The sequence below is a fragment of the Pseudomonas sp. MF09156 genome (assembly GCF_059862305.1).
Genome location: NZ_JCBCUR010000004.1, coordinates 195,261 through 213,679, shown reverse-complemented (window position 1 = coordinate 213,679; position 18,419 = coordinate 195,261). Strand labels below are relative to the sequence as shown.

Annotated in this window: 18 protein-coding genes; 10 read left to right on the top strand and 8 right to left on the bottom strand. The window is 62.3% G+C overall.

Annotation, left to right across the window (positions count from 1 at the left end; all coding sequences use genetic code 11):
• Nucleotides 1–15 precede the first annotated feature (15 nt).
• Entirely contained in the window at nucleotides 16–1,173 is a 1,158-nt protein-coding gene (locus tag AC19YY_RS12495; RefSeq protein ID WP_169951855.1) for an efflux RND transporter periplasmic adaptor subunit, read from the bottom strand.
• A gap of 198 nt (nucleotides 1,174–1,371) precedes the next feature.
• On the opposite strand from AC19YY_RS12495, the gene AC19YY_RS12490 reads away from it, so the two are divergent.
• The 4 genes from AC19YY_RS12490 to nudC all read left to right on the top strand — a co-directional run bounded on the left by AC19YY_RS12490 (nucleotide 1,372) and on the right by nudC (nucleotide 5,281).
• The gene (locus AC19YY_RS12490) at nucleotides 1,372–2,073 is read left to right on the top strand and encodes a response regulator (protein WP_170057286.1); all 702 of its coding nucleotides are present in this window, start codon (nucleotides 1,372–1,374) and stop codon (nucleotides 2,071–2,073) included.
• Nucleotides 2,074–2,077: 4 nt separating this feature from the next.
• Entirely contained in the window at nucleotides 2,078–3,373 is a 1,296-nt protein-coding gene (locus AC19YY_RS12485) for an ATP-binding protein (RefSeq protein ID WP_169951851.1), read from the top strand.
• 255 nt (nucleotides 3,374–3,628) lie between these two features.
• Nucleotides 3,629–4,441 (top strand): crotonase/enoyl-CoA hydratase family protein, encoded by an 813-nt coding sequence (locus tag AC19YY_RS12480; protein WP_169951849.1) that lies wholly within the window; start codon nucleotides 3,629–3,631, stop codon nucleotides 4,439–4,441.
• 6 nt (nucleotides 4,442–4,447) lie between these two features.
• Nucleotides 4,448–5,281: an NAD(+) diphosphatase gene (nudC, locus tag AC19YY_RS12475; RefSeq protein WP_500604268.1), complete on the top strand. Its 834-nt coding sequence runs from the start codon at nucleotides 4,448–4,450 to the stop codon at nucleotides 5,279–5,281.
• On the opposite strand, the gene AC19YY_RS12470 is transcribed toward nudC, so the two are convergent.
• Nucleotides 5,249–6,028 carry a TSUP family transporter gene (locus tag AC19YY_RS12470; RefSeq protein ID WP_029291538.1) on the bottom strand — a complete coding sequence of 260 codons (780 nt, stop codon included), beginning with the start codon at nucleotides 6,026–6,028 and terminating at the stop codon, nucleotides 5,249–5,251. The genes nudC and AC19YY_RS12470 overlap by 33 nt on opposite strands.
• A gap of 273 nt (nucleotides 6,029–6,301) precedes the next feature.
• Here AC19YY_RS12470 and sfnG point away from each other — a divergent pair, with 273 nt between their 5' ends.
• Nucleotides 6,302–7,414 carry a dimethylsulfone monooxygenase SfnG gene (sfnG, locus tag AC19YY_RS12465; protein ID WP_500604267.1) on the top strand — a complete coding sequence of 371 codons (1,113 nt, stop codon included), beginning with the start codon at nucleotides 6,302–6,304 and terminating at the stop codon, nucleotides 7,412–7,414.
• Here the strand turns inward: sfnG and AC19YY_RS12460 are convergent.
• Entirely contained in the window at nucleotides 7,403–8,494 is a 1,092-nt protein-coding gene (locus tag AC19YY_RS12460) for a GNAT family N-acetyltransferase/peptidase C39 family protein (protein WP_170041354.1), read from the bottom strand. The genes sfnG and AC19YY_RS12460 overlap by 12 nt on opposite strands.
• Nucleotides 8,495–8,586: 92 nt before the next feature.
• Between AC19YY_RS12460 and AC19YY_RS12455 the strand changes: the two genes are divergently transcribed.
• A complete protein-coding gene (locus tag AC19YY_RS12455; protein WP_178123665.1) occupies nucleotides 8,587–10,173 on the top strand; it encodes a RimK family ATP-grasp domain-containing protein in 1,587 nt (528 codons plus the stop codon).
• A complete protein-coding gene (locus tag AC19YY_RS12450) occupies nucleotides 10,167–11,108 on the top strand; it encodes a magnesium transporter CorA family protein (protein ID WP_500604371.1) in 942 nt (313 codons plus the stop codon). The genes AC19YY_RS12455 and AC19YY_RS12450 overlap by 7 nt, the downstream gene beginning before the upstream one ends.
• A gap of 33 nt (nucleotides 11,109–11,141) precedes the next feature.
• Here the strand turns inward: AC19YY_RS12450 and map are convergent, their stop codons facing one another.
• Both map and AC19YY_RS12440 read right to left on the bottom strand, forming a co-directional pair.
• Entirely contained in the window at nucleotides 11,142–11,897 is a 756-nt protein-coding gene (map, locus tag AC19YY_RS12445) for a type I methionyl aminopeptidase (RefSeq protein ID WP_169951841.1), read from the bottom strand.
• Nucleotides 11,897–12,097 carry a ParD-like family protein gene (locus AC19YY_RS12440; protein ID WP_500604266.1) on the bottom strand — a complete coding sequence of 67 codons (201 nt, stop codon included), beginning with the start codon at nucleotides 12,095–12,097 and terminating at the stop codon, nucleotides 11,897–11,899. The genes map and AC19YY_RS12440 overlap by 1 nt, the downstream gene beginning before the upstream one ends.
• Before the next feature lie 250 nt (nucleotides 12,098–12,347).
• On the opposite strand from AC19YY_RS12440, the gene ilvA reads away from it, so the two are divergent.
• On the top strand, nucleotides 12,348–13,394 hold the full coding sequence (gene ilvA / locus AC19YY_RS12435) for a threonine ammonia-lyase, biosynthetic (RefSeq protein WP_169951836.1): 1,047 nt from the start codon (nucleotides 12,348–12,350) through the stop codon (nucleotides 13,392–13,394).
• A 157-nt stretch (nucleotides 13,395–13,551) separates the two neighbouring features.
• Here the strand turns inward: ilvA and eco are convergent, their stop codons facing one another.
• Entirely contained in the window at nucleotides 13,552–14,034 is a 483-nt protein-coding gene (eco, locus tag AC19YY_RS12430; RefSeq protein WP_172311472.1) for a serine protease inhibitor ecotin, read from the bottom strand.
• Between the two features lie 247 nt (nucleotides 14,035–14,281).
• On the opposite strand from eco, the gene AC19YY_RS12425 reads away from it, so the two are divergent.
• The gene (locus AC19YY_RS12425; RefSeq protein WP_169951832.1) at nucleotides 14,282–14,539 is read left to right on the top strand and encodes a DUF1652 domain-containing protein; all 258 of its coding nucleotides are present in this window, start codon (nucleotides 14,282–14,284) and stop codon (nucleotides 14,537–14,539) included.
• On the opposite strand, the gene AC19YY_RS12420 is transcribed toward AC19YY_RS12425, so the two are convergent.
• The gene (locus AC19YY_RS12420) at nucleotides 14,540–14,920 is read right to left on the bottom strand and encodes a hypothetical protein (RefSeq protein ID WP_170041357.1); all 381 of its coding nucleotides are present in this window, start codon (nucleotides 14,918–14,920) and stop codon (nucleotides 14,540–14,542) included.
• 134 nt (nucleotides 14,921–15,054) lie between these two features.
• Between AC19YY_RS12420 and aqpZ the strand changes: the two genes are divergently transcribed.
• Nucleotides 15,055–15,741, top strand: a complete 687-nt coding sequence (gene aqpZ / locus AC19YY_RS12415; RefSeq protein ID WP_500604265.1) for an aquaporin Z — start codon at nucleotides 15,055–15,057, stop codon at nucleotides 15,739–15,741.
• A 4-nt stretch (nucleotides 15,742–15,745) separates the two neighbouring features.
• Here aqpZ and AC19YY_RS12410 read toward each other — a convergent pair whose 3' ends face one another.
• Nucleotides 15,746–18,400: an autotransporter family protein gene (locus tag AC19YY_RS12410; protein WP_492633289.1), complete on the bottom strand. Its 2,655-nt coding sequence runs from the start codon at nucleotides 18,398–18,400 to the stop codon at nucleotides 15,746–15,748.
• Nucleotides 18,401–18,419 lie beyond the last annotated feature (19 nt).

Here is an 18,419-nt window from a genome sequence, read left to right as displayed (position 1 = left end):
CTCTGATCCCTATGATTACTGGCCGGCGGCCTGGGCGACAGGCGCGGTGCTGGCATCCACTTCGACTTTTTCACCGGGGCGCGCATGTTGCAGGCCTTCGACGATGATGCGGTCCCCGGCCTTCAAGCCGCTGTTGACCACCCAACGATCATTGACCGCTGCGCCCAATTCCACCGGTTGCTGGCTGACGTTCTGCTCGGCATCCACCAGCAACACCATGGGGATACCGGCGCTGTCGCGGGTGATTGCGCGCTGCGGCACGCTCAGGCCTTGCTGGTCGACGGCCTGCTCCAGGCGTACACGGATAAAGCTGCCGGGCAACAGGTCGAGGTCCGGGTTGGGGAATTCGCTGCGCAGGATGATCTGCCCGGTGCCGGGGTCTACGGAAATTTCCGCGAACAGCAACTTGCCCGGCAGCGGGTAGAGGCTGCCGTCATCCTGAATCAGCGTGGCCTTGGCCTGGTTTTGGCCCACTTGCTTCAAATGCCCGGCGCGGAAGGCGCGGCGCAGGTCATTGAGCTCGCGGGTGGACTGGGTGAGGTCGGCGTGGATCGGGTCCAACTGCTGGATCACGGCCATGGGCGTGGCTTCGTTCTGGCCCACCAGCGCGCCTTCGGTCACCAGCGCACGGCCGATACGCCCGGAGATCGGTGCGGTGACGGTGGCATAGCCGAGGTTGAGCTTGGCACGCTGCACCGCTGCCTGGTTGGCCGCGACCTCAGCGGCCGTTTGCCGGGCGGCGGCGCGGGCGTTGTCGTAGTCCTGGGCGCTGATGGCATTGCCTTCGACTAGTTGGCTATAGCGCTGCTCTTGCAGACGCGCCTGGAAGGCATTGGCCTCGGCCTTGCGCAGGCTGGCCTGGGCACTGTCGAGGTCGGCCTTGAACGGCGCCGGGTCAATACGGAACAGCACGTCGCCCTGTTTGACGTCATGGCCTTCGTTGAACACCCGTTGCAATACCACGCCTGCGACCCGTGCGCGCACTTCGGCAATGCGTGGCGCGGCAATCCGTCCGCTCAGCTCGCTGCTGATGGACAGGGGTTTGGCTTCGAGGGTTTCGATCCGTACCTTGGCCAGGGGCATTTGCGGGGCGTCGTCCGCAGAGTTGCCACAGGCACCCAGGGCCAACGTCAGTGCCAGCAGGCAAAACGGCGCAAACAGATTCTTTGACATGCTCTTATCCCAATATTGACTGGCGCATCCTACGGACGCCCCCGGCTCGGTGCTGTGAAGCTGTGTAGGTGGTGTGTGAAGAAATGTAAGGTACGGCGCACGCCGAGGCGCCTGCGTATATCCTTCACGGCCGTGGATCCTAACAAGCTCTTCTGATCAATGACGATCTAATGTGAAACTGTATTATTTGGAAGCACCATGCCCAACATCCTCCTGGTCGAAGACGACGCCGCGCTGTCCGAGCTGATTGCCAGTTACCTTGAACGCAATGGCTATCACGTCAATGTGCTCAGCCGTGGCGACCACGTACGCGAGCGGGCCAGGCTCAACCCGCCGGACCTGGTGATCCTTGACCTGATGCTGCCGGGCCTGGATGGCCTGCAAGTCTGCCGCCTGCTGCGCGCCGACTCGGCCGGCCTGCCGATCCTGATGCTCACCGCCCGCGATGACAGCCATGACCAGGTGCTGGGCCTGGAGATGGGCGCCGATGACTACGTGACCAAGCCCTGCGAGCCACGGGTGCTGTTGGCCCGGGTGCGCACTCTGTTGCGCCGCAGCAGCCTCAGCGAGCCACAGGCGGCCAATGACCAGATTATCATGGGCAATCTGTGCATCGACCTGTCGGAGCGCGCCGTGACCTGGCGCGACCAGGCGGTGGAGCTGTCCAGCGGTGAATACAACCTGTTGGTGGTGCTGGCCCGGCATGCCGGTGAAGTGCTCAGCCGCGACCAGATCCTGCAGCGCCTGCGGGGCATCGAGTTCAACGGCACCGACCGCTCAGTGGATGTGGCCATTTCCAAGCTGCGGCGCAAGTTCGACGACCATGCCGGCGAGGCGCGCAAGATCAAGACGGTGTGGGGCAAGGGTTACCTGTTCAGCCGTTCCGAGTGGGAATGTTGACAGCATGTTCCGGCTCCTGATCCGTCTCTACCTGCTGACCATCGTGACCTACAGCGCGGCGATCTACCTGATTCCCATGGGCATCATCGAGGTCTTCCATCATCGCTACATGAACTACAACCTCGAGCAATCCCGGGGCTTGCAGAGCCTGATCGTGCGTCAGTACCACAGCCGGCCGGTGGAGCGCTGGTCCGAGGTCACCGACCAGTTGGCCCGGGACTTTGCGCCCTTGAAGGTGCAATTGCTGCATCGCCAGGATGCCCGCTATACGCCGGCCGAGGAGCGGTTGCTGGAGCAGGGCAAACCGGTCATCCGCCTGGGGGAGTGGGGCTGGATGGAAGAAATCAGCTCGCCGCTCAATGACCAATTGGCGGTCAAGCTGACCATCCCGCCCGACCCGCTGGACATGAACCTGCTGTACTGGACCATGAACGTACTGATCGGCGCGGCGCTGCTGGGGGGCCTGTTGCTGTGGCTGCGCCCGCACTGGCGCGACCTGGAACGCCTCAAGGCCACAGCCGCGCAACTGGGCCGTGGTCATCTGGAAGAACGCACACACATTCCGCCCAGCTCCAACATCGGCAGCCTGGCGGCGGTGTTCGACACCATGGCCAATGACATCGAACACCTGCTCAACCAGCAGCGTGACTTGCTCAACGCCGTGTCCCACGAACTGCGTACCCCGCTGACCCGCCTGGACTTCGGCCTGGCCCTGGCGCTGTCCGAAGACCAACCGGCCGCCAGCCGCGAACGCCTGCAAGGCCTGGTGGCGCACATCCGCGAGCTGGATGAGTTGGTGCTGGAACTGCTGTCCTACAGCCGCCTGCAAAACCCGGCACAACTGCCCGAGCGGGTGGAAGTGGTGCTGGATGAGTTTATCGACAGCATCCTGGGCAGCATCGACGACGAACTGGAGAACCCCGAGATTGTGATTGATGTGGTGCTGGACTGCGCGGTGGAGCGTTTTACCCTCGACCCACGCCTCACCGCCCGCGCCCTGCAAAACCTGCTGCGCAATGCCATGCGCTATTGCGAGCGGCGCATCCAGATTGGCGTCAAGGTCTGCGCCAAGGGCTGCGAAATCTGGGTGGATGACGACGGCATCGGCATCCCCGAAGAGCAACGTGCGCGGATTTTCGAACCGTTCTACCGCCTGGACCGCAGCCGCGACCGCGCCACCGGTGGCTTCGGCCTGGGCCTGGCGATCAGCCGCCGGGCCGTCGAGGCACAGGGCGGCACACTCACCGCCCAGGCCTCGCCACTGGGCGGCGCACGCCTGCGCCTGTGGCTGCCTACCTGACTGTCTGTCTAGAGCGGGCTTGTGTGGGAGCGGGCTTGTCGGATCGCCGCATCGCCGCGAAGACGTCGGCCCAGCGAACATTGATGTTGACTGACCCACTGCTTTCGCGAGCAAGCCCGCTCCCACACAAGCCCGCTGCCACATTGATGGGTGTTTTTCTGCAGTCCTGCTTTTGGCATATGCGCAGCCTTACCGCCCCTGACGCACCCTTGCTATAGTTCGGCCCTTATCAGCCGCCAGCCAAGGATCACTGCCATGTCCGAATACCAAGCCTTTGTCGTCGAACTCCACGGCAACGTCGCCCATGTGCAGATCAATCGCCCAGAAAAAATCAACGCCATGAACGCGGCGTTCTGGAGCGAAATCATCGAGATTTTCCAATGGATCGACGATACCGACGCGGTGCGCGCGGTGGTGTTGAGCGGCGCCGGCAAGCATTTTTCCTCGGGCATCGACCTGATGATGCTGGCCTCGGTGGCCAATGAGTTTGGCAAGGACGTGGGGCGCAATGCGCGCCTGCTGCGGCGCAAGATCCTGCAACTGCAAGCCTCGTTCAACGCCGTGGATAACTGCCGCAAGCCGGTGCTGGCGGCGATCCAGGGCTACTGCATCGGCGGCGCCATCGACCTGATCAGCGCCTGCGACATGCGTTACGCCGCTGACGATGCGCAATTCTCGATCAAGGAAATCGACATCGGCATGGCCGCCGACGTCGGCACCCTGCAACGCCTGCCACGCATCATCGGCGACGGCATGCTGCGCGAACTGGCCTACACCGGGCGCACCTTTGGCGCCGAAGAAGCGCGCAGCATCGGCCTGGTCAACCGGACCTTTGCCGACCACGCAAGCCTGCTGGCCGGGGTGATGGACCTTGCCGCGCAAATCGCCGCCAAATCGCCGATTGCCGTGACCGGCACCAAGGCCATGATCAGCTACATGCGTGACCACAGCATCAACGACGGCCTGGAATACGTTGCCACCTGGAACGCTGCTATGTTGCAATCCAACGACCTGCGCGTGGCCATTGCGGCCCATATGAGTAAGCAGAAACCCGAATTCGTGGATTGACTGAACATGACCCCAGGCTGGATTACCACAACGCTGCTGGACAACGACGCCCCCGGTGGCTGGGCTGTGGCCCGCAGCCGCGAAGGCTTTTTGGTGGATGACAACGGGCCGCTGTTTCCCAGGGAATGGCTCAAGCGCCAGGACCTGCCAGTATTGACCGAGCATGGCATTGGCCATCTGGACGGCGAGCCTGTGTATCTGCTGGAGCTGAACAGCCCCGGCGACGTGCCAGGTTGCCGCTGGCAAGGCTTGCGGGCCTTTATGCTGCAAGGCGATCACCGCCTGTACAAAGTCCTGGGCTATGCCGCGCAAATCGGCACCTGGGCCCGCGAGCACCGCTTTTGCGGCAGTTGCGGGCAGGCGATGGTGCAGGTGCCCCGCGAGCGCGCGATGTTCTGCAAGGCGTGCGACCTGCGCAGTTACCCGCGTATTTCACCGAGCATGATTGTGCTGATCACCCGTGGCGATGAGATTCTGCTGGCCCGTTCGCCGCGTTTCGTCACTGGGGTCTACAGCACCCTGGCCGGGTTTGCCGAGCCCGGGGAGTCTGCCGAAGACTGTCTGATCCGTGAAGTGCGCGAGGAAGTGCAGGTTGAAGTGCAGAACATCCAGTACGTGGGCAGCCAGTGCTGGCCGTTCCCCCATTCTATGATGCTGGGCTTTCACGCCGAGTACGCCGGGGGCGAGATCGTGCCCCAGGCCGATGAGATTGAAGATGCGCAGTGGTTCAACATCTACCAGTTGCCGCCGCTGCCGGCCTCGCGCTCGATTGCCCGCTACCTCATCGACCTGTATGTGGCGCGCCGTCTAGGCCACGCTGAACCAGTGCTGCCAGGCTAGGCGCACGGTCAGGCCGAGGACCACGGTGATAAACACCGGGCGAATGAATTTGGCGCCGCCGCTGATGGCACTGCGAGCGCCAAAGAACGCGCCCACCATCACCGACAGGCCCATGCTCAGGCCGACAATCCAGTCCACCGAACCGTTGAAGATAAACACCGATAACGCCGCCGCGTTGCTGACGAAGTTCATGCTGCGCGCCACGCCGCTGGCCTTGACCAGGTCCACCGGGTACATCAGCAGCGTGCTGACGGTCCAGAACGCCCCAGTGCCGGGCCCCGCCACACCATCATAGAAACCCAGGCCGAAGCCTTGGGTCGACTGCCATTTCTTCTTGATCGGCGCATCGGCGTCCAGCGGCGCCTTGGGCGTGCCACCAAACAACAGGTAGATGCCGCAGGCAAAGACGATCACCGGCAGCATCTTGTTCAGCCACTCGGCGGGCAAGTAATGGGCGACGACGGCCCCGACCAGCGCGCCGACCAGCGTGCCGACGATGGCATGCACCCATTGGCGCGGATGGAACAGCTTGCGCCGGTAGAAGGTAAAGCTGGCGGTGGCCGAGCCGAAGGTCGAACTCAGTTTGTTGGTGCCCAGCACCAGGTGGGGCGGCATGCCGGCGGTGAGCAGGGCCGGGGTGGTGAGCAAGCCGCCACCGCCGGCAATGGCGTCGATAAAACCGGCAATAAAGGCAACCACGGCGAGGATGGCCAGGGTGGTGAGGTCAACGCTGAGTTCAAAAGGCATGGAGGCGACTTATTTTCGGCGAGGCGCAGAAAGGGGCTGCGCGAAAGTCCGATAGCTTACCTATAACCGATTGTCAGGGCGACTGTTGCGACACACCCGCGCAGGTGCGGTAGGTGTTGTGCCAGCAACAGTGATCCAACAAACCATCCACCAAGGCAACATTGCCCGGCCCAGGCTCGCAGGGGCCAAACGCCCGTGCCACGTGGCTTGGCCCACACTGGCACGCTTGCTGCTCCACCACTTGCACAATCTTTGTGTGCGAGGTACCGAGCCATGACTCCGCAAGCCGTGAAATTTGCCTATTGGGTGCCCAATGTCAGTGGTGGCCTGGTGGTCAGCAAGGTCGAACAACGTACCGACTGGGGCATCGACTACAACCGCAAGCTGGCCCAACTGGCCGAGGAGGCAGGGTTTGAGTACGCCTTGACGCAAATCCGCTTCACCGCCGGCTACGGTGCCGAATACCAGCATGAATCCGTGGCCTTCAGCCACGCGCTGCTGGCCGCCACCCGCACACTGAAGGTGATCGCGGCGATCCTGCCGGGCCCCTGGCAGCCGGCGTTGGCGGCCAAGCAGCTGGCCACCATCGATCAACTGACCGATGGCCGGGTGGCGGTGAACATCGTCAGCGGCTGGTTCAAGGGCGAGTTCCAGGCCATTGGCGAGCACTGGCTGGAGCATGACGAACGCTATCGGCGCTCCGAAGAGTTCATCCGTGCCCTGAAGGGTATCTGGACCCAGGATGACTTTACCTTCAAGGGTGATTTCTACCGTTTCAACAATTACACCCTCAAGCCCAAGCCCCTGGGGCAACCGCACCCGGAGATTTTCCAGGGTGGCAGCTCCCGTGCGGCACGGGATATGGCGGCGCGGGTGTCGGACTGGTATTTCACCAACGGCAATACGCCGCAGGGGATCAAGGCCCAGGTCGATGACATCCGGGCCAAGGCCGCCGCCAATAACCATTCGGTCAAGATCGGGGTCAACGCATTTGTGATCGCCCGTGACACCGAAGAAGAGGCCCAGGCGGTGTTGGCCGAAATCATCGACAAGGCCGACCCGGACGCGGTCAACGCCTTTGGTGATGCAGCCAGGCAAGCAGGCAAGGCGTCGCCCGAAGGTGAGGGCAACTGGGCCAAGTCCAGCTTCGCTGACCTGGTGCAGTACAACGACGGTTTCAAGACCAACCTGATCGGCACGCCCCGGCAGATCGCCGAGCGCATCGTCGCGCTCAAGGCGGTGGGGGTGGACCTGGTGCTGGCGGGCTTCCTGCATTTTCAGGAGGAGGTGGCGTATTTTGGCCAGCGCGTGCTGCCCCTGGTGCGCGAGCTGGAAGCCAAGGCCGCGGCGGCCGGCAGCGCCAGGGCGGCGGCGTTACCGGTATAGCACCACCGCCGCGCGCAGTTGGTTGTTGCCAAAGCGGCACATCCGCTCGAACTCCCCATGGCTGACCGGCAGGTGCTGGCAGTCCATGGGCTGGCGGTGCTGGCTATGGTCCACGTCGGGATCATGCAGGTAGACAAACTCTTGATCGCAGTCGGTCACGATCACCCAATGCGGTGACTTGGAGCGCGTCAGCCGGTAACTGCTGATCAGCACCAGCGGCTGGCCGCCGTCGTCCAGGACCTGCGGCAGGTCCAGCGCACCGCCAAATACCTGCTGCACATTGCTGCGGGCCAACTCATCCGCGAATCCCTCATGCACCAGGCGCATCACCTCTTTTTTATGCAGGTTGCGCACGCCATCGAGAAACAGCGGCCCACGCACGTTGACCTGCATGCGTACAGCAAACCCCCGGCGCCACGCGGCCAGGGCCAGGCCCTGGGGGCTGCAACCGCCGTGGCCGGCGGTCATGAACACGGTGGTTGCTTCGCGCCAGATCTGCAGTTCTTCGCGGCGCAGCGACTCACGTCCAGGTAACAGGGCCCCCATGGCCATCAGCAAACAGGCAGCGCCGCAGGTAAAGTCAGTGGTCTGCTGGTAGTAGGGGACACTCAAGGCGCGGGCGTGCGCGGGCTGGAGGATACGTTTTTCCAGGCGCAGGGCGTCGGTATGGTCGGCGTAATAGTCGTTGATCAGGGCAAAACGCCGGTAGCCAGCGCGCTCATACAACGCGATGGCGCCTGGGTTATCGGTGCGCACCTCAAGGCGCAGGTACGCACAGTCGTGGGCCACGGCGCAGGCTTCGATGCGCGCCAGCAACTGCCGGCCCAGGCCCATGCCCCGGGCCGGCGCGGCAATGGCCAGGGAGTACAGGCGCGCCAACGAGGTGCCGCGATGGAACAGCACCAGGGCATAACCGACCAATTGCCCGGCATTTTCGGCCACCAGCAACTGCGCGTGGGCACGGCTGATCATCCACTGGAAACTGCGGGCAGACAGCCGGTCAGTGGTGAAACAGTGCTGCTCCAACGTTACCAATGCTGGCAAGTCTTCGAGGGTTGCAACGCGAAAGGAAAGAGTCATATAACCGCCGTAAAAGTTGCGTAACTAAACGAGACTTCTGTGAAAGATCGTGCTTAATAGAAAAGGTCAAGTTCTCTAGCGGATCAATCAATATGTCAGCGGTACAAAGTCATTGGCGAGAAGTATCCGAGCAAACCGTCGCGGCGACAATAACTTCCAGCGGATATTTTTCTACCCCGCCCAAGAGCCCAAGCCAAGTCGTGATTATTGTTGAACGCAAGGAAGACTGGGCCTCGTACTTCCCTAGCGAAGATATAGTCACCGCCCAGGAATACCTCGAACACTCCCGGGAAAACGAGGCGGGCAAACGGGTCCAGGTGATCAACCTGTGCCGCAGCTACAAGTACCTGGGGCATGGCTACTACTGCTCGCTGCTGGCCGAGGCGCGGGGGCACAAGGTGATCCCGTCGGTGCGCACCATCAGCGAGCTGACAAAGAAATCCTTGTATGGCCTGGCCCTGGATGACCTGGATAAAACCCTCGATAAAGCATTGAGTCATCACCTTTACAGCAATACCGAAGGTTTTACCCTGACACTTTATTTTGGCCGGACCAATATTGAACCGTTGCAGGATTTGGCCCGGCAGTTATTTGAGGCTTTCCCGTGCCCGATCCTGTTAGTTGAGTTTCGTAAACATAACGGCTGGCATATCGAAGGTATCAAGTCTGGAGTCTTACATAAGTTGCGCGATGATCAGGAAGATCAATTCGCCCATGCCCTGGACAACTTCAGTCGCCGGATCTGGCGCCAACCCCGTTCGCGGCGCCTGGCCCGTTATGACCTGGCGATCCTGCATGATCCCCAGGAGCAATTGCCGCCGTCCAATGCCAAGGCCCTGGAAAATTTCGTGCGGGTGGGCAAGGGCCTGGGGATCGATGTGGAGTTGATCGAACGCAAGGACTACGCGCGGCTGGCCGAATACGACGCCTTGTTGATTCGCGAGACGACCAGTGTCGACAACCATACCTACCGCTTCGCCAAGAAAGCCGAGAGTGAAGGGCTGGTGGTAATGGATGACCCGGCGTCGATCCTGCGCTGTACCAATAAGGTCTACCTCACGGATATGCTCAAGAGCCATCAATTGGGCATGCCCGCCACCGAGATTCTGTACAAGGAGCGACCGCAAGATTTCGAACGGGTCGGCGAGCGCCTGGGCTTCCCCCTGGTGCTGAAAATCCCCGACGGTTGTTTCTCCCGGGGGGTGATCAAAGTGGAAAGCCAGGAGGCGTTGCTGGCCGCCACGGCCGAGCTGTTCGAACACTCGGTGCTGCTACTGGCCCAGGAGTTTTTCTATACCGAGTACGACTGGCGCATTGGCGTACTCAACCGCAAGCCGATCTTTGCTTGCCAATATTTCATGTCCAAGGGCCACTGGCAGATCTACAACCACAAGGCCATCGGCCAGGATATCAACGGCGAATGCCGGACCCTGGCGGTGCACGAGGCCCCCAAGGCCGTCGTGGAACTGGCAGTCAAGACCGCCAACCTGATCGGCGATGGCTTGTACGGCGTGGACTTGAAGCAGTCCGGCGACAAAGTGGTGGTGATCGAGGTCAACGACAACCCGAACATGGACGCCGGGATCGAAGACGCCTACTTGCAGGACGACCTGTACTCCCTGGTGCTGGAAGAGTTCGTGCGCCGCCTGGAGCTCAAACGCCAGGGCCAGGTCTGGTGATCTGCTTTGAGCTCAACGAGGGCGCGCTGCGCCGCACCGAGCGCGACAATGCCGAGATCCTGCTGTTCAACAATCCCGACAGCGATGAGCGTGAATTGCTGCGCGAGCGCTATAAAGTCGATGAGCACGCGCTGGCGTCGGCACTGGACCCGGACGAGGTGTCGCGCATCGAATTCCACCCAGACAACCTGTTTCTGATCTGGAAGCGCCCGCAAAACTACTCCGGGGGCAGCAACCTGGTGTTTGAAGTGTCGTCCTGTGGCTTGCTGTTTTCCCCCGACCGCCTGCTGGTGATTGCTACCGACGACAGCCAGTTGTCGGGCCTCGGCGCGCGCCGACCGCTGCATACACCGCTGGACGTGTTGCTGGACCTGCTGCTGAACAACATCCACCACTACCTGGGCCACCTCAAGGTGATCAAGCTGGTCGCCCGCGAGTTGCAGCAGCAGTTCAACGCCTCCATGAGCAACCGCCACCTGATGCAGATGTTCAGCCTCAGCGAGAGCCTGATCTATTACATCAACGCGCTGCACAGCAATGGCGCGGTCTTGACGCGCTTGCGCAACCACGGCGAAAAAGAACACTTCAGCCCGCAGACCCTGGGCCTGATCGACGACCTGATCATCGAGAACAACCAGTGCTACAAGCAGGCGGAGATCTACTCCAACGTGTTCTCCGGGCTGATCGATGCCCGGGGCAACCTGATGAACAACAGCATGAACAACCTGCTGCGCAAGCTGACGCTGATCAACGTGGTGTTCCTGCCGCTGAACCTGATCGCCAGCATTGGCGGCATGTCCGAGTTCAGCATGATGACGGCGGGGACGCCGTGGTGGGTGGCGTACCCGTTGTTTTTGCTGGCGATGGCGTTGGGCGCGGCGGGGATGGTGCTGGGGCTGCGGCGGATTGCCAAGGGCGGCGGCAAAGCGGGGTGACCGGGCCCCGCATTCGCGCCGGTGCAGGCGGGCTTAGGCGCCGGCCTGCAGGGTCAATACTTCAAAGCCCTCTGCGGTGACAGCCACCGTATGTTCCCACTGGGCCGACAGGCTGTTGTCACGGGTCACCACGGTCCAGCCATCCTTGAGGCTGCGCACCTTGGCGCTGCCCTGGTTGAGCATCGGCTCGATGGTGAACACCATGCCTTCGCGCAGGGTCAGGCCGGTGCCTGGGCGGCCGAAGTGCAGGATTTGCGGCTCTTCATGCATTTCCCGGCCAATCCCATGCCCGCAATACTCGCGCACCACACTGTAGCCATTGGCCTGGGCGTGGCTCTGGATCGCATGGCCGATATCCCCCAGGCGGGCGCCGGGCTTGACCTGGCGGATACCGGCCCACATCGCCTCGAAGGTCTGCTCCACCAGGCGCCGGGCCTTGGGCGCGACGGCACCGATCATGTACATCTTGCTGGAGTCGGCGATAAAGCCGCCTTTTTCCAGGGTGATGTCGATATTGACGATATCGCCATCCTTCAACACGTCCTTGGCACTTGGCATGCCATGGCACACCACCTCGTTGATGGAGGTGTTGATGCTGAAGGGGTAGTCGTACTGCCCCAGGCTGGCGGGGCGGGCTTGCAGGTCCTGGCGGATAAATGCCTCGACGGCTGCATCCAGTTCCAGGGTGGTCTGGCCGGCCGCGACCCGGTTGTCGAGCAGGGTGAACACCTGGCCCAGCAGGCGCCCGGCTTCGCGCATCACGGCAATCTGTGCAGGGGTCTTGATCATCAGCTGCGCCCCCGGATCAGGTCGGGCTTGTCGAGCAACAGTCTGTTGATCAGGTCGTTGTAGGCCAGGTGCGGATTGAGTTCGGCCAGCAGGCCGATCTTGATCCAGAACTCTGCCTGGGCGTTGATGGAGCGGTCCATCGTGGCGCTGGCCAGTCGGATTTGTTCATGCAGTTGGTCGGTGATCTTGACGATGCCCATGGGGTTCACTGTGTAGAGTTTATATACAAAGCGTATACGTTTCGTATATTGCTCGTAAACCCCGGTGTTGACTTGCCCTGGACCGGCGGTTAGTTTTGTTGCATGACATTACAAACCTATCGTTCCCAGCCAAGCATTATTACCGCCATTCCTCATTTGGCGGGATAGCGTTCGGCTGTACCCAAACCCGCCCTAGAGGCGGGTTTTGTTTTTCCGTCTCCAGGGCTCTGTCAAACGCCAGGAGACACCCATGAGTAGCCCGCTGCCGCAGTCCACCGCCGACGATGGATTGCTTGAGCATTACGTGAAGAAAATCCTCGCCGCGCCGGTCTACGACCTGGCGGTACGCACGCCGTTGCAGGCCGCCCCGGCGCTGTCGGCGTTGCTTGGCAATCAGATCCTGCTCAAGCGCGAAGACCTGCAGCCGACGTTTTCCTTCAAGATTCGCGGCGCCTACAACAAGCTGGTGCAGCTTGGCGAGGCGCAAAAAGCCTGCGGGGTGATCACCGCCTCGGCAGGCAACCATGCCCAGGGCGTGGCATTGGCGGCGCGCGAGTTGGGGATCAAGGCGACGATTGTGATGCCCAGCACCACACCCGAATTGAAAGTACTTGGCGTGCGTTCGCGGGGCGCCGACGCGGTGTTGCACGGCGCCAGTTTCCCGTTCGCCCTGGCCCACGCGTTGCAGTTGGCCGAACAGTCGGGCGCGACCTTTGTGTCGCCGTTCGATGATCCCGACGTGATCGCGGGGCAGGGCACCGTTGCCATGGAAATCCTGCGCCAGCAACAAGGTGCACTGGACGCGATCTTCGTGCCCGTGGGCGGTGGTGGCTTGATCGCCGGCATCGCGGCCTACATCAAGTATTTGCGCCCGCAAGTGCGGGTCATAGGCGTGGAGCCTGAAGGCTCCAGTTGCCTGCTGGCGGCCTTGCGTGCGGGCGAGCGGGTGATATTGCCCAGCGTCGACAGCTTTGCCGATGGCACCGCAGTGGCGCAGATCGGCGCCTACGGCTTTGAAATCTGCCGCGAGCATGTCGATGAAGTGATCACCGTCAGCAACGATGAACTGTGCAGCGCGATCAAGCTGATCTACGACGACACCCGCTCCATCACCGAGCCCTCCGGTGCCCTGGCGGTTGCCGGGATCCGCCGCTATGTGACACGCACCGGGGCCCGGGGGCAGACGCTGGTGGCGATCAACTCCGGGGCCAACATCAACTTCGATAGCCTGCGCCACGTGGCTGAGCGAGTGGCGGCGCAACAGCACAGCCTGAATGTAGGCGTTGTCGAGCGTTAGCGAGGCTACGATGGCGCCAGCAACTACACCTCGTCCATTGTGGGAGCGGGCTTGTCGGATCGCCGCATCGCCGCGAAGGCGTCGGCCCAGCAAACATTGATGTTGACTGACCCACTGCTTTCGCGAGCAAGCCCGCTCCTACATCTGATGTGAGGCGCTACTGCACGCTGGCCTTCTCGACGGTGCTCGATGCCGACCAGATGCGGTAACGCACTTCGACATCTTTTGGAACATATATAACGATGGGTAACTTGCTGTTGTAGCGCAGCACAAAACCGTCGCCGACCACCGGTACAAAGTCCTCGCGGGTCTTGCCGCCGGGGCAGGCCATCATGGTGCTCATGGGGCCGCTGACATTCTCCAGGCGGTAGAACGGATAACCCCAACCCTCGAGGTTTTTCTCTTCCAGTACACCACCCAGTCGCTGCTGGTTGCAGTCCACAGGCAAGGTTTTACCGGCGAGGATTTCGACCTTGAAGTCCTGCTCCTGGGGCTTTGCGGGCAAGTGGATGACCTGGCGAACCTGCCCGGCATCGGCCTTGGGGTAGGGCGCGATATCTTCAAGCTTGGCGGCATGGGCCTGGGCGGCCAACATGCTCATGGCCAGTACGCAAAGGATGTTGAGTGCAGAAGAAGTCATGGGACGTCCTTATCTTGGGGGGCGCTGAAACGGTCACTGCCACGCTGCACGCCAACGTCCGGCCGTGCAAACCAGCAGCAACTTATATAAGGGTTGCTGGTGCTTATGAGGAAAGGATCCTACGCCAAAAAACACAAGGAGTAGGCTTTGCAATGGAACGTGCCTGCCAGGGTTGGCAAGGCAGCGGTCAGACTATTGATAGCTATAAAAATTCATTGGCGGTCTCAAAAAAAGGAGAGGTTCAGCCATGCTTTCGGAATTGGAACTACGCGGCCTTATTGAAGGAAGCTTCCTGCCCAGGCGTTGTGAATGCATCAAGGCCCAGGATGCGTCGTTGACCATCAGAATCTACGACGACGATGGCACCAACATGACTGTCACCGGCATCCAGGCCGATAAACTCGACAGCAGTCGTGCCATCTGTAACTTGATCACGACGCTGCGTGGAGACCTCCACCACGCCCACGCACCCGCCCCGCGCAGGGCCGGCGCCAGGCTCTACTGATCAGCCCACGTTGGGCTTGCGGGCCTGGATAAACCCCAGGCCCAGCACCAGCTCCGTGCCCACGGCCAACAGAATCCCCGGGCCAGCATGCCCATTGAGCCATTCGCCCATCCCCAGTGCGGCCAACCCCAGGCAACCGACAATAAAGCCGGACACCAGCGCGCTGCGCGTGGGTGACGGGGCGGTATGACGCAGGCGATAAAACATGATGCCGATTGCCAGGAACAGCATGGCATTGCGGCGCGCCACCAGGCCGCTGGCATCGGTGTATTGCACCCCCCAGAGCCACAGCAACAGGTCGGGCCGCACACCCCAGGCAATCGCCAGGGCCAGGCATAGCACCGCAGTGAAGGTGGCGAGTGAGTGGAAGCTGAGGCGCATGGCGAGTCCTTTCGGCCGTTTCAGAAGGGCCCAAGAATAAGCTGTGCGGCAAGCCTCAGACAAATCCGATACGGCACGTTCCCATCTCGCTGCTAGTGTTTCGCCAAATCTGTCGGCAGTGGCTGAGGTAGTGCGTGCAACAAAAAATCGCAGCAGAGTTTCTCGGCACCTTCTGGTTGACGTTCGGCGGCTGTGGCAGCGCCATCCTGTCGGCCGCGTTTCCCGGCCTGGGCATCGGGTTTGCGGGGGTAGCGCTGGCGTTTGGCCTGAGTGTGCTGACCATGTCCTACGCGGTAGGCAGTATCAGTGGTGCGCATTTCAACCCGGCGATCACAGTTGGCTTGTGGGTCGCAGGGCGTCTACCGGCAATAGATGTGTTGCCCTACATCATTGCCCAGGTCGCCGGGGCGACGGTTGCGGCGGCGATCCTCGCGCTGGTCGCCAGTGGCCGGCCGGGGTTTGAAATCGGCGAGTTCGCCGCCAATGGCTATGGCGCCTTGAGCCCGGGGCAGTACAGCCTGCTGGCCGCGGTGGTGGTGGAAAGCGTGGGCACCTTCTTCCTGGTGTTTATCGTCATGCGGGTGACAGCGCCCGGGGCCGCGCCCGGGTTTGCGCCGATAGCCATCGGCTTGACGCTGACCCTGATTCACCTGGTGTCGATCCCCGTGACCAACACCTCGGTCAACCCGGCCCGCAGCACCGGCCCGGCACTGTTTGCCGGCGCCGATTACCTGAAGCAACTCTGGCTGTTCTGGCTGGTGCCCCTGGCCGGGGGCATCCTTGGGGCCATGGTGGCCAGGGCCGTGCGGGAGCGGCCGTGAGCCGCTACCAGCTCATGCGGATGCCGGCGTTGCCGCTCACGCCCTCCAGGGTGTTGGTGTCCAGTTGGGTGCTGTAGTCGGCGGCCACGTACACGCTGACGCTGGCGGACAGTTTGGCGACCACGCCGACGCCCAGATCGGCATAGGCTGACTTGTGGTCAGTCTTGATCCGATCAATGTCATCGTAAGTCACCGTATCGCTGCCACCGAACGTGCGCCAGGCGTTGACCCGCAGGTAGGGTTCAACGGGGGTGTCTTGCAGCAGGTAGCGACCTTTCAAGCGGGCCCCCACGCGCCCGGTCCAGTAATCCTGGGAGTCGAAGGACACACTGGAGATCCCGTCATTCTGGCGGTCGAGGTCAATCTGTTGGTGGATCACCTGGGCCTGTGGCTCCACCACCCAGTTCGCGGAAACGGCGAACGGGTAGCCCGCCTCCGCAGACAGGGCCAGCGCATGGCCTTTGGTATCCATCTTTATCCCGCGCTCGGATTTGTTGTCACCGTCCAGGCGCGTGCCCATGGCCACCAGGTCCACGTACCAGCCCTTGGGATCGGTCAACGTCCAGTAAGCACCGACGTTGTCGCCGGTGAGTTTGACTTGCCCGGAACGCTGGTCTTCAAAACCCAGGGCAAAGCCTTTGACGTCACCCTGCAGGCGGCTCTGCCCGATAAACAGCCCCAGGCGCTGGAGTTGCCCGCCATCGGTGGCCCAGGCATAGAGATCATGGCCCACCTGATAACCCTTGACGGAACCGTCGAAACTCGGCGACACCGTGCCGGACCAACTCTGCTTGAAGTCACTGCCATAGGCCCGGCCCCAGCCAGCCGGGGCGGTGCCGGTCTCGCCCAACAGGCTTTGCTCGCCCTGGCGGTCATGGAACGTGCCAAGCGCCTGCAAGGTCATGCGCTGGGCCGCCGGAACCACCACCGAGTACACCGGCACCTCGACGCGATACAGCGGGATCGGCTCGGCGCCGGCCACGGCGGTGGGCAGGGGCGGTGTGGAGTCGGCAGGGGTTGGCGAGACCTCGGCCGGGACCTGGGTCGGTGGTGGCGGCGCAGGCTCGACGGGAGCCACGGGCTGCGCGGTAGGGGGTTCGACCAAAGGCTCGTCGGGGCCGACCACCGGAGGCACGGCCGGGATAGGGGGTTCTGGCACGATCACCGGTGGCACCACCGGCGGCGTGGGCACGGCGGGTGGCTGCACGGCCACCACGGAAGAGCGTAGATACCAACTGTTCTCCGAACCGGCCGTCACGCCACCCTTGAACAGGAAGTACTCATAGGCCCCGGCCGACACCGCGCCTTTGAGGGCAAACGCGTCGCTGCTGCTGGTCGCGCCATTGAGCGCCTGCACCACTTCAATCCCATTGTTGCGGGTCAGCCCACCCAGGCCACCCAGGTTGCTCACGGCCAACTGGGTGTTACCGCTGATCGTGCCCTGGGACACCAGCAGCTTGTCGGTGGCCGAGGTCTCGTCGCCCAACACCGTTTGCAGCCACAACTGGCCGTTGTTACCGACATAGTTGCCGTGCACCGTCAACGAATCCGTGGCGCTGTTGCTGGCGCTGGCCATGTCGATGGTCCCGGCATTGTTCAGGGTGGCCAACTGGCCTGCGGTGTAGGGCCGGATACTGCCTTGGGTCACCGCCAGCACACTGCTGTTATCGATGGACAACACCCCGGTGCCGCTGGTGTTGTCCCCCAGGAACAGATCCTGCGTCAGGTCCAGGCGCGAGCCATTGTTGAGGTCGAAGGTTTCCCAGCCGATATAGCGGCCAGCATTGCCTGAGGTGGTGTTGTCGAAGGTCAAGCGATCATTGCCCAGGCCACCGTCAATCGAGGGGGTGCTGCCAAGCAGGGTTTCGTTGAGGTTGGCCAGCAATGCCGTGTCGTCACCGTCGCCCATCAGCACCGCAGACTTGATCACGCCGCCCGAACGCCACTCGAAGGTGTCGTTGCCGAGGCTGGCGCGGATCTCGCCGTTGATCACGCCGCCGCTGACGAGAAGGGTGTCGTTGCCGCCACTGACACTGATGTTGCCGCCAATGGTGCCGCCGGACACGCTGATCCGGTCGGTGCCAAAGCCAGTCACCAGGTTGCCGAGGATTGCGCCACCGGACAGGTCATAAATGTTGTTGTCCAGCTTCATGTCCACTCGGCCGATGGTCCCGGCGCTCTGGCTGGCCACATCGCCGTCTTCAAAGGCGCCGACGATGGTGCCGCCGGTCATGGTGAAGGTGTCGCGCCCATCGCCCTGGGCCAGGGACTGGATCTGCCCGCCGCCCATCACAAAGTCATCGATGCCGTTGCCCTGGGAGACTGCCCCGGTGACGGTCCCGGCGTTGATCTGGAAGCGATCGGCGCCGTCGCCCTGGGTCACCGAGCCGACGATGCTGCCGGAGTTCATCTGGACCCCATCGACGCCCGGCCCGAACAGCACATTGCCATTGACGGTGCCGGAGCCCCCCGTGGGCAGCGTCAGGCTGTTGTTGCCGGATACGTCGGTCAGGCCGCCTGCCGAGGTGCCGCTGTCGCAGGTATAGCTGTCGTCGCCACTGCCTGGGGTGAGGACGCATGCGGCCTGGGCAGGAGTCTGGAGTGAAAGAATGCCGACTACAAAAACGGCTGGCTTGAAAAAAGTCCGTTCATTGCTCATCGATCATCCCTGCCCATGT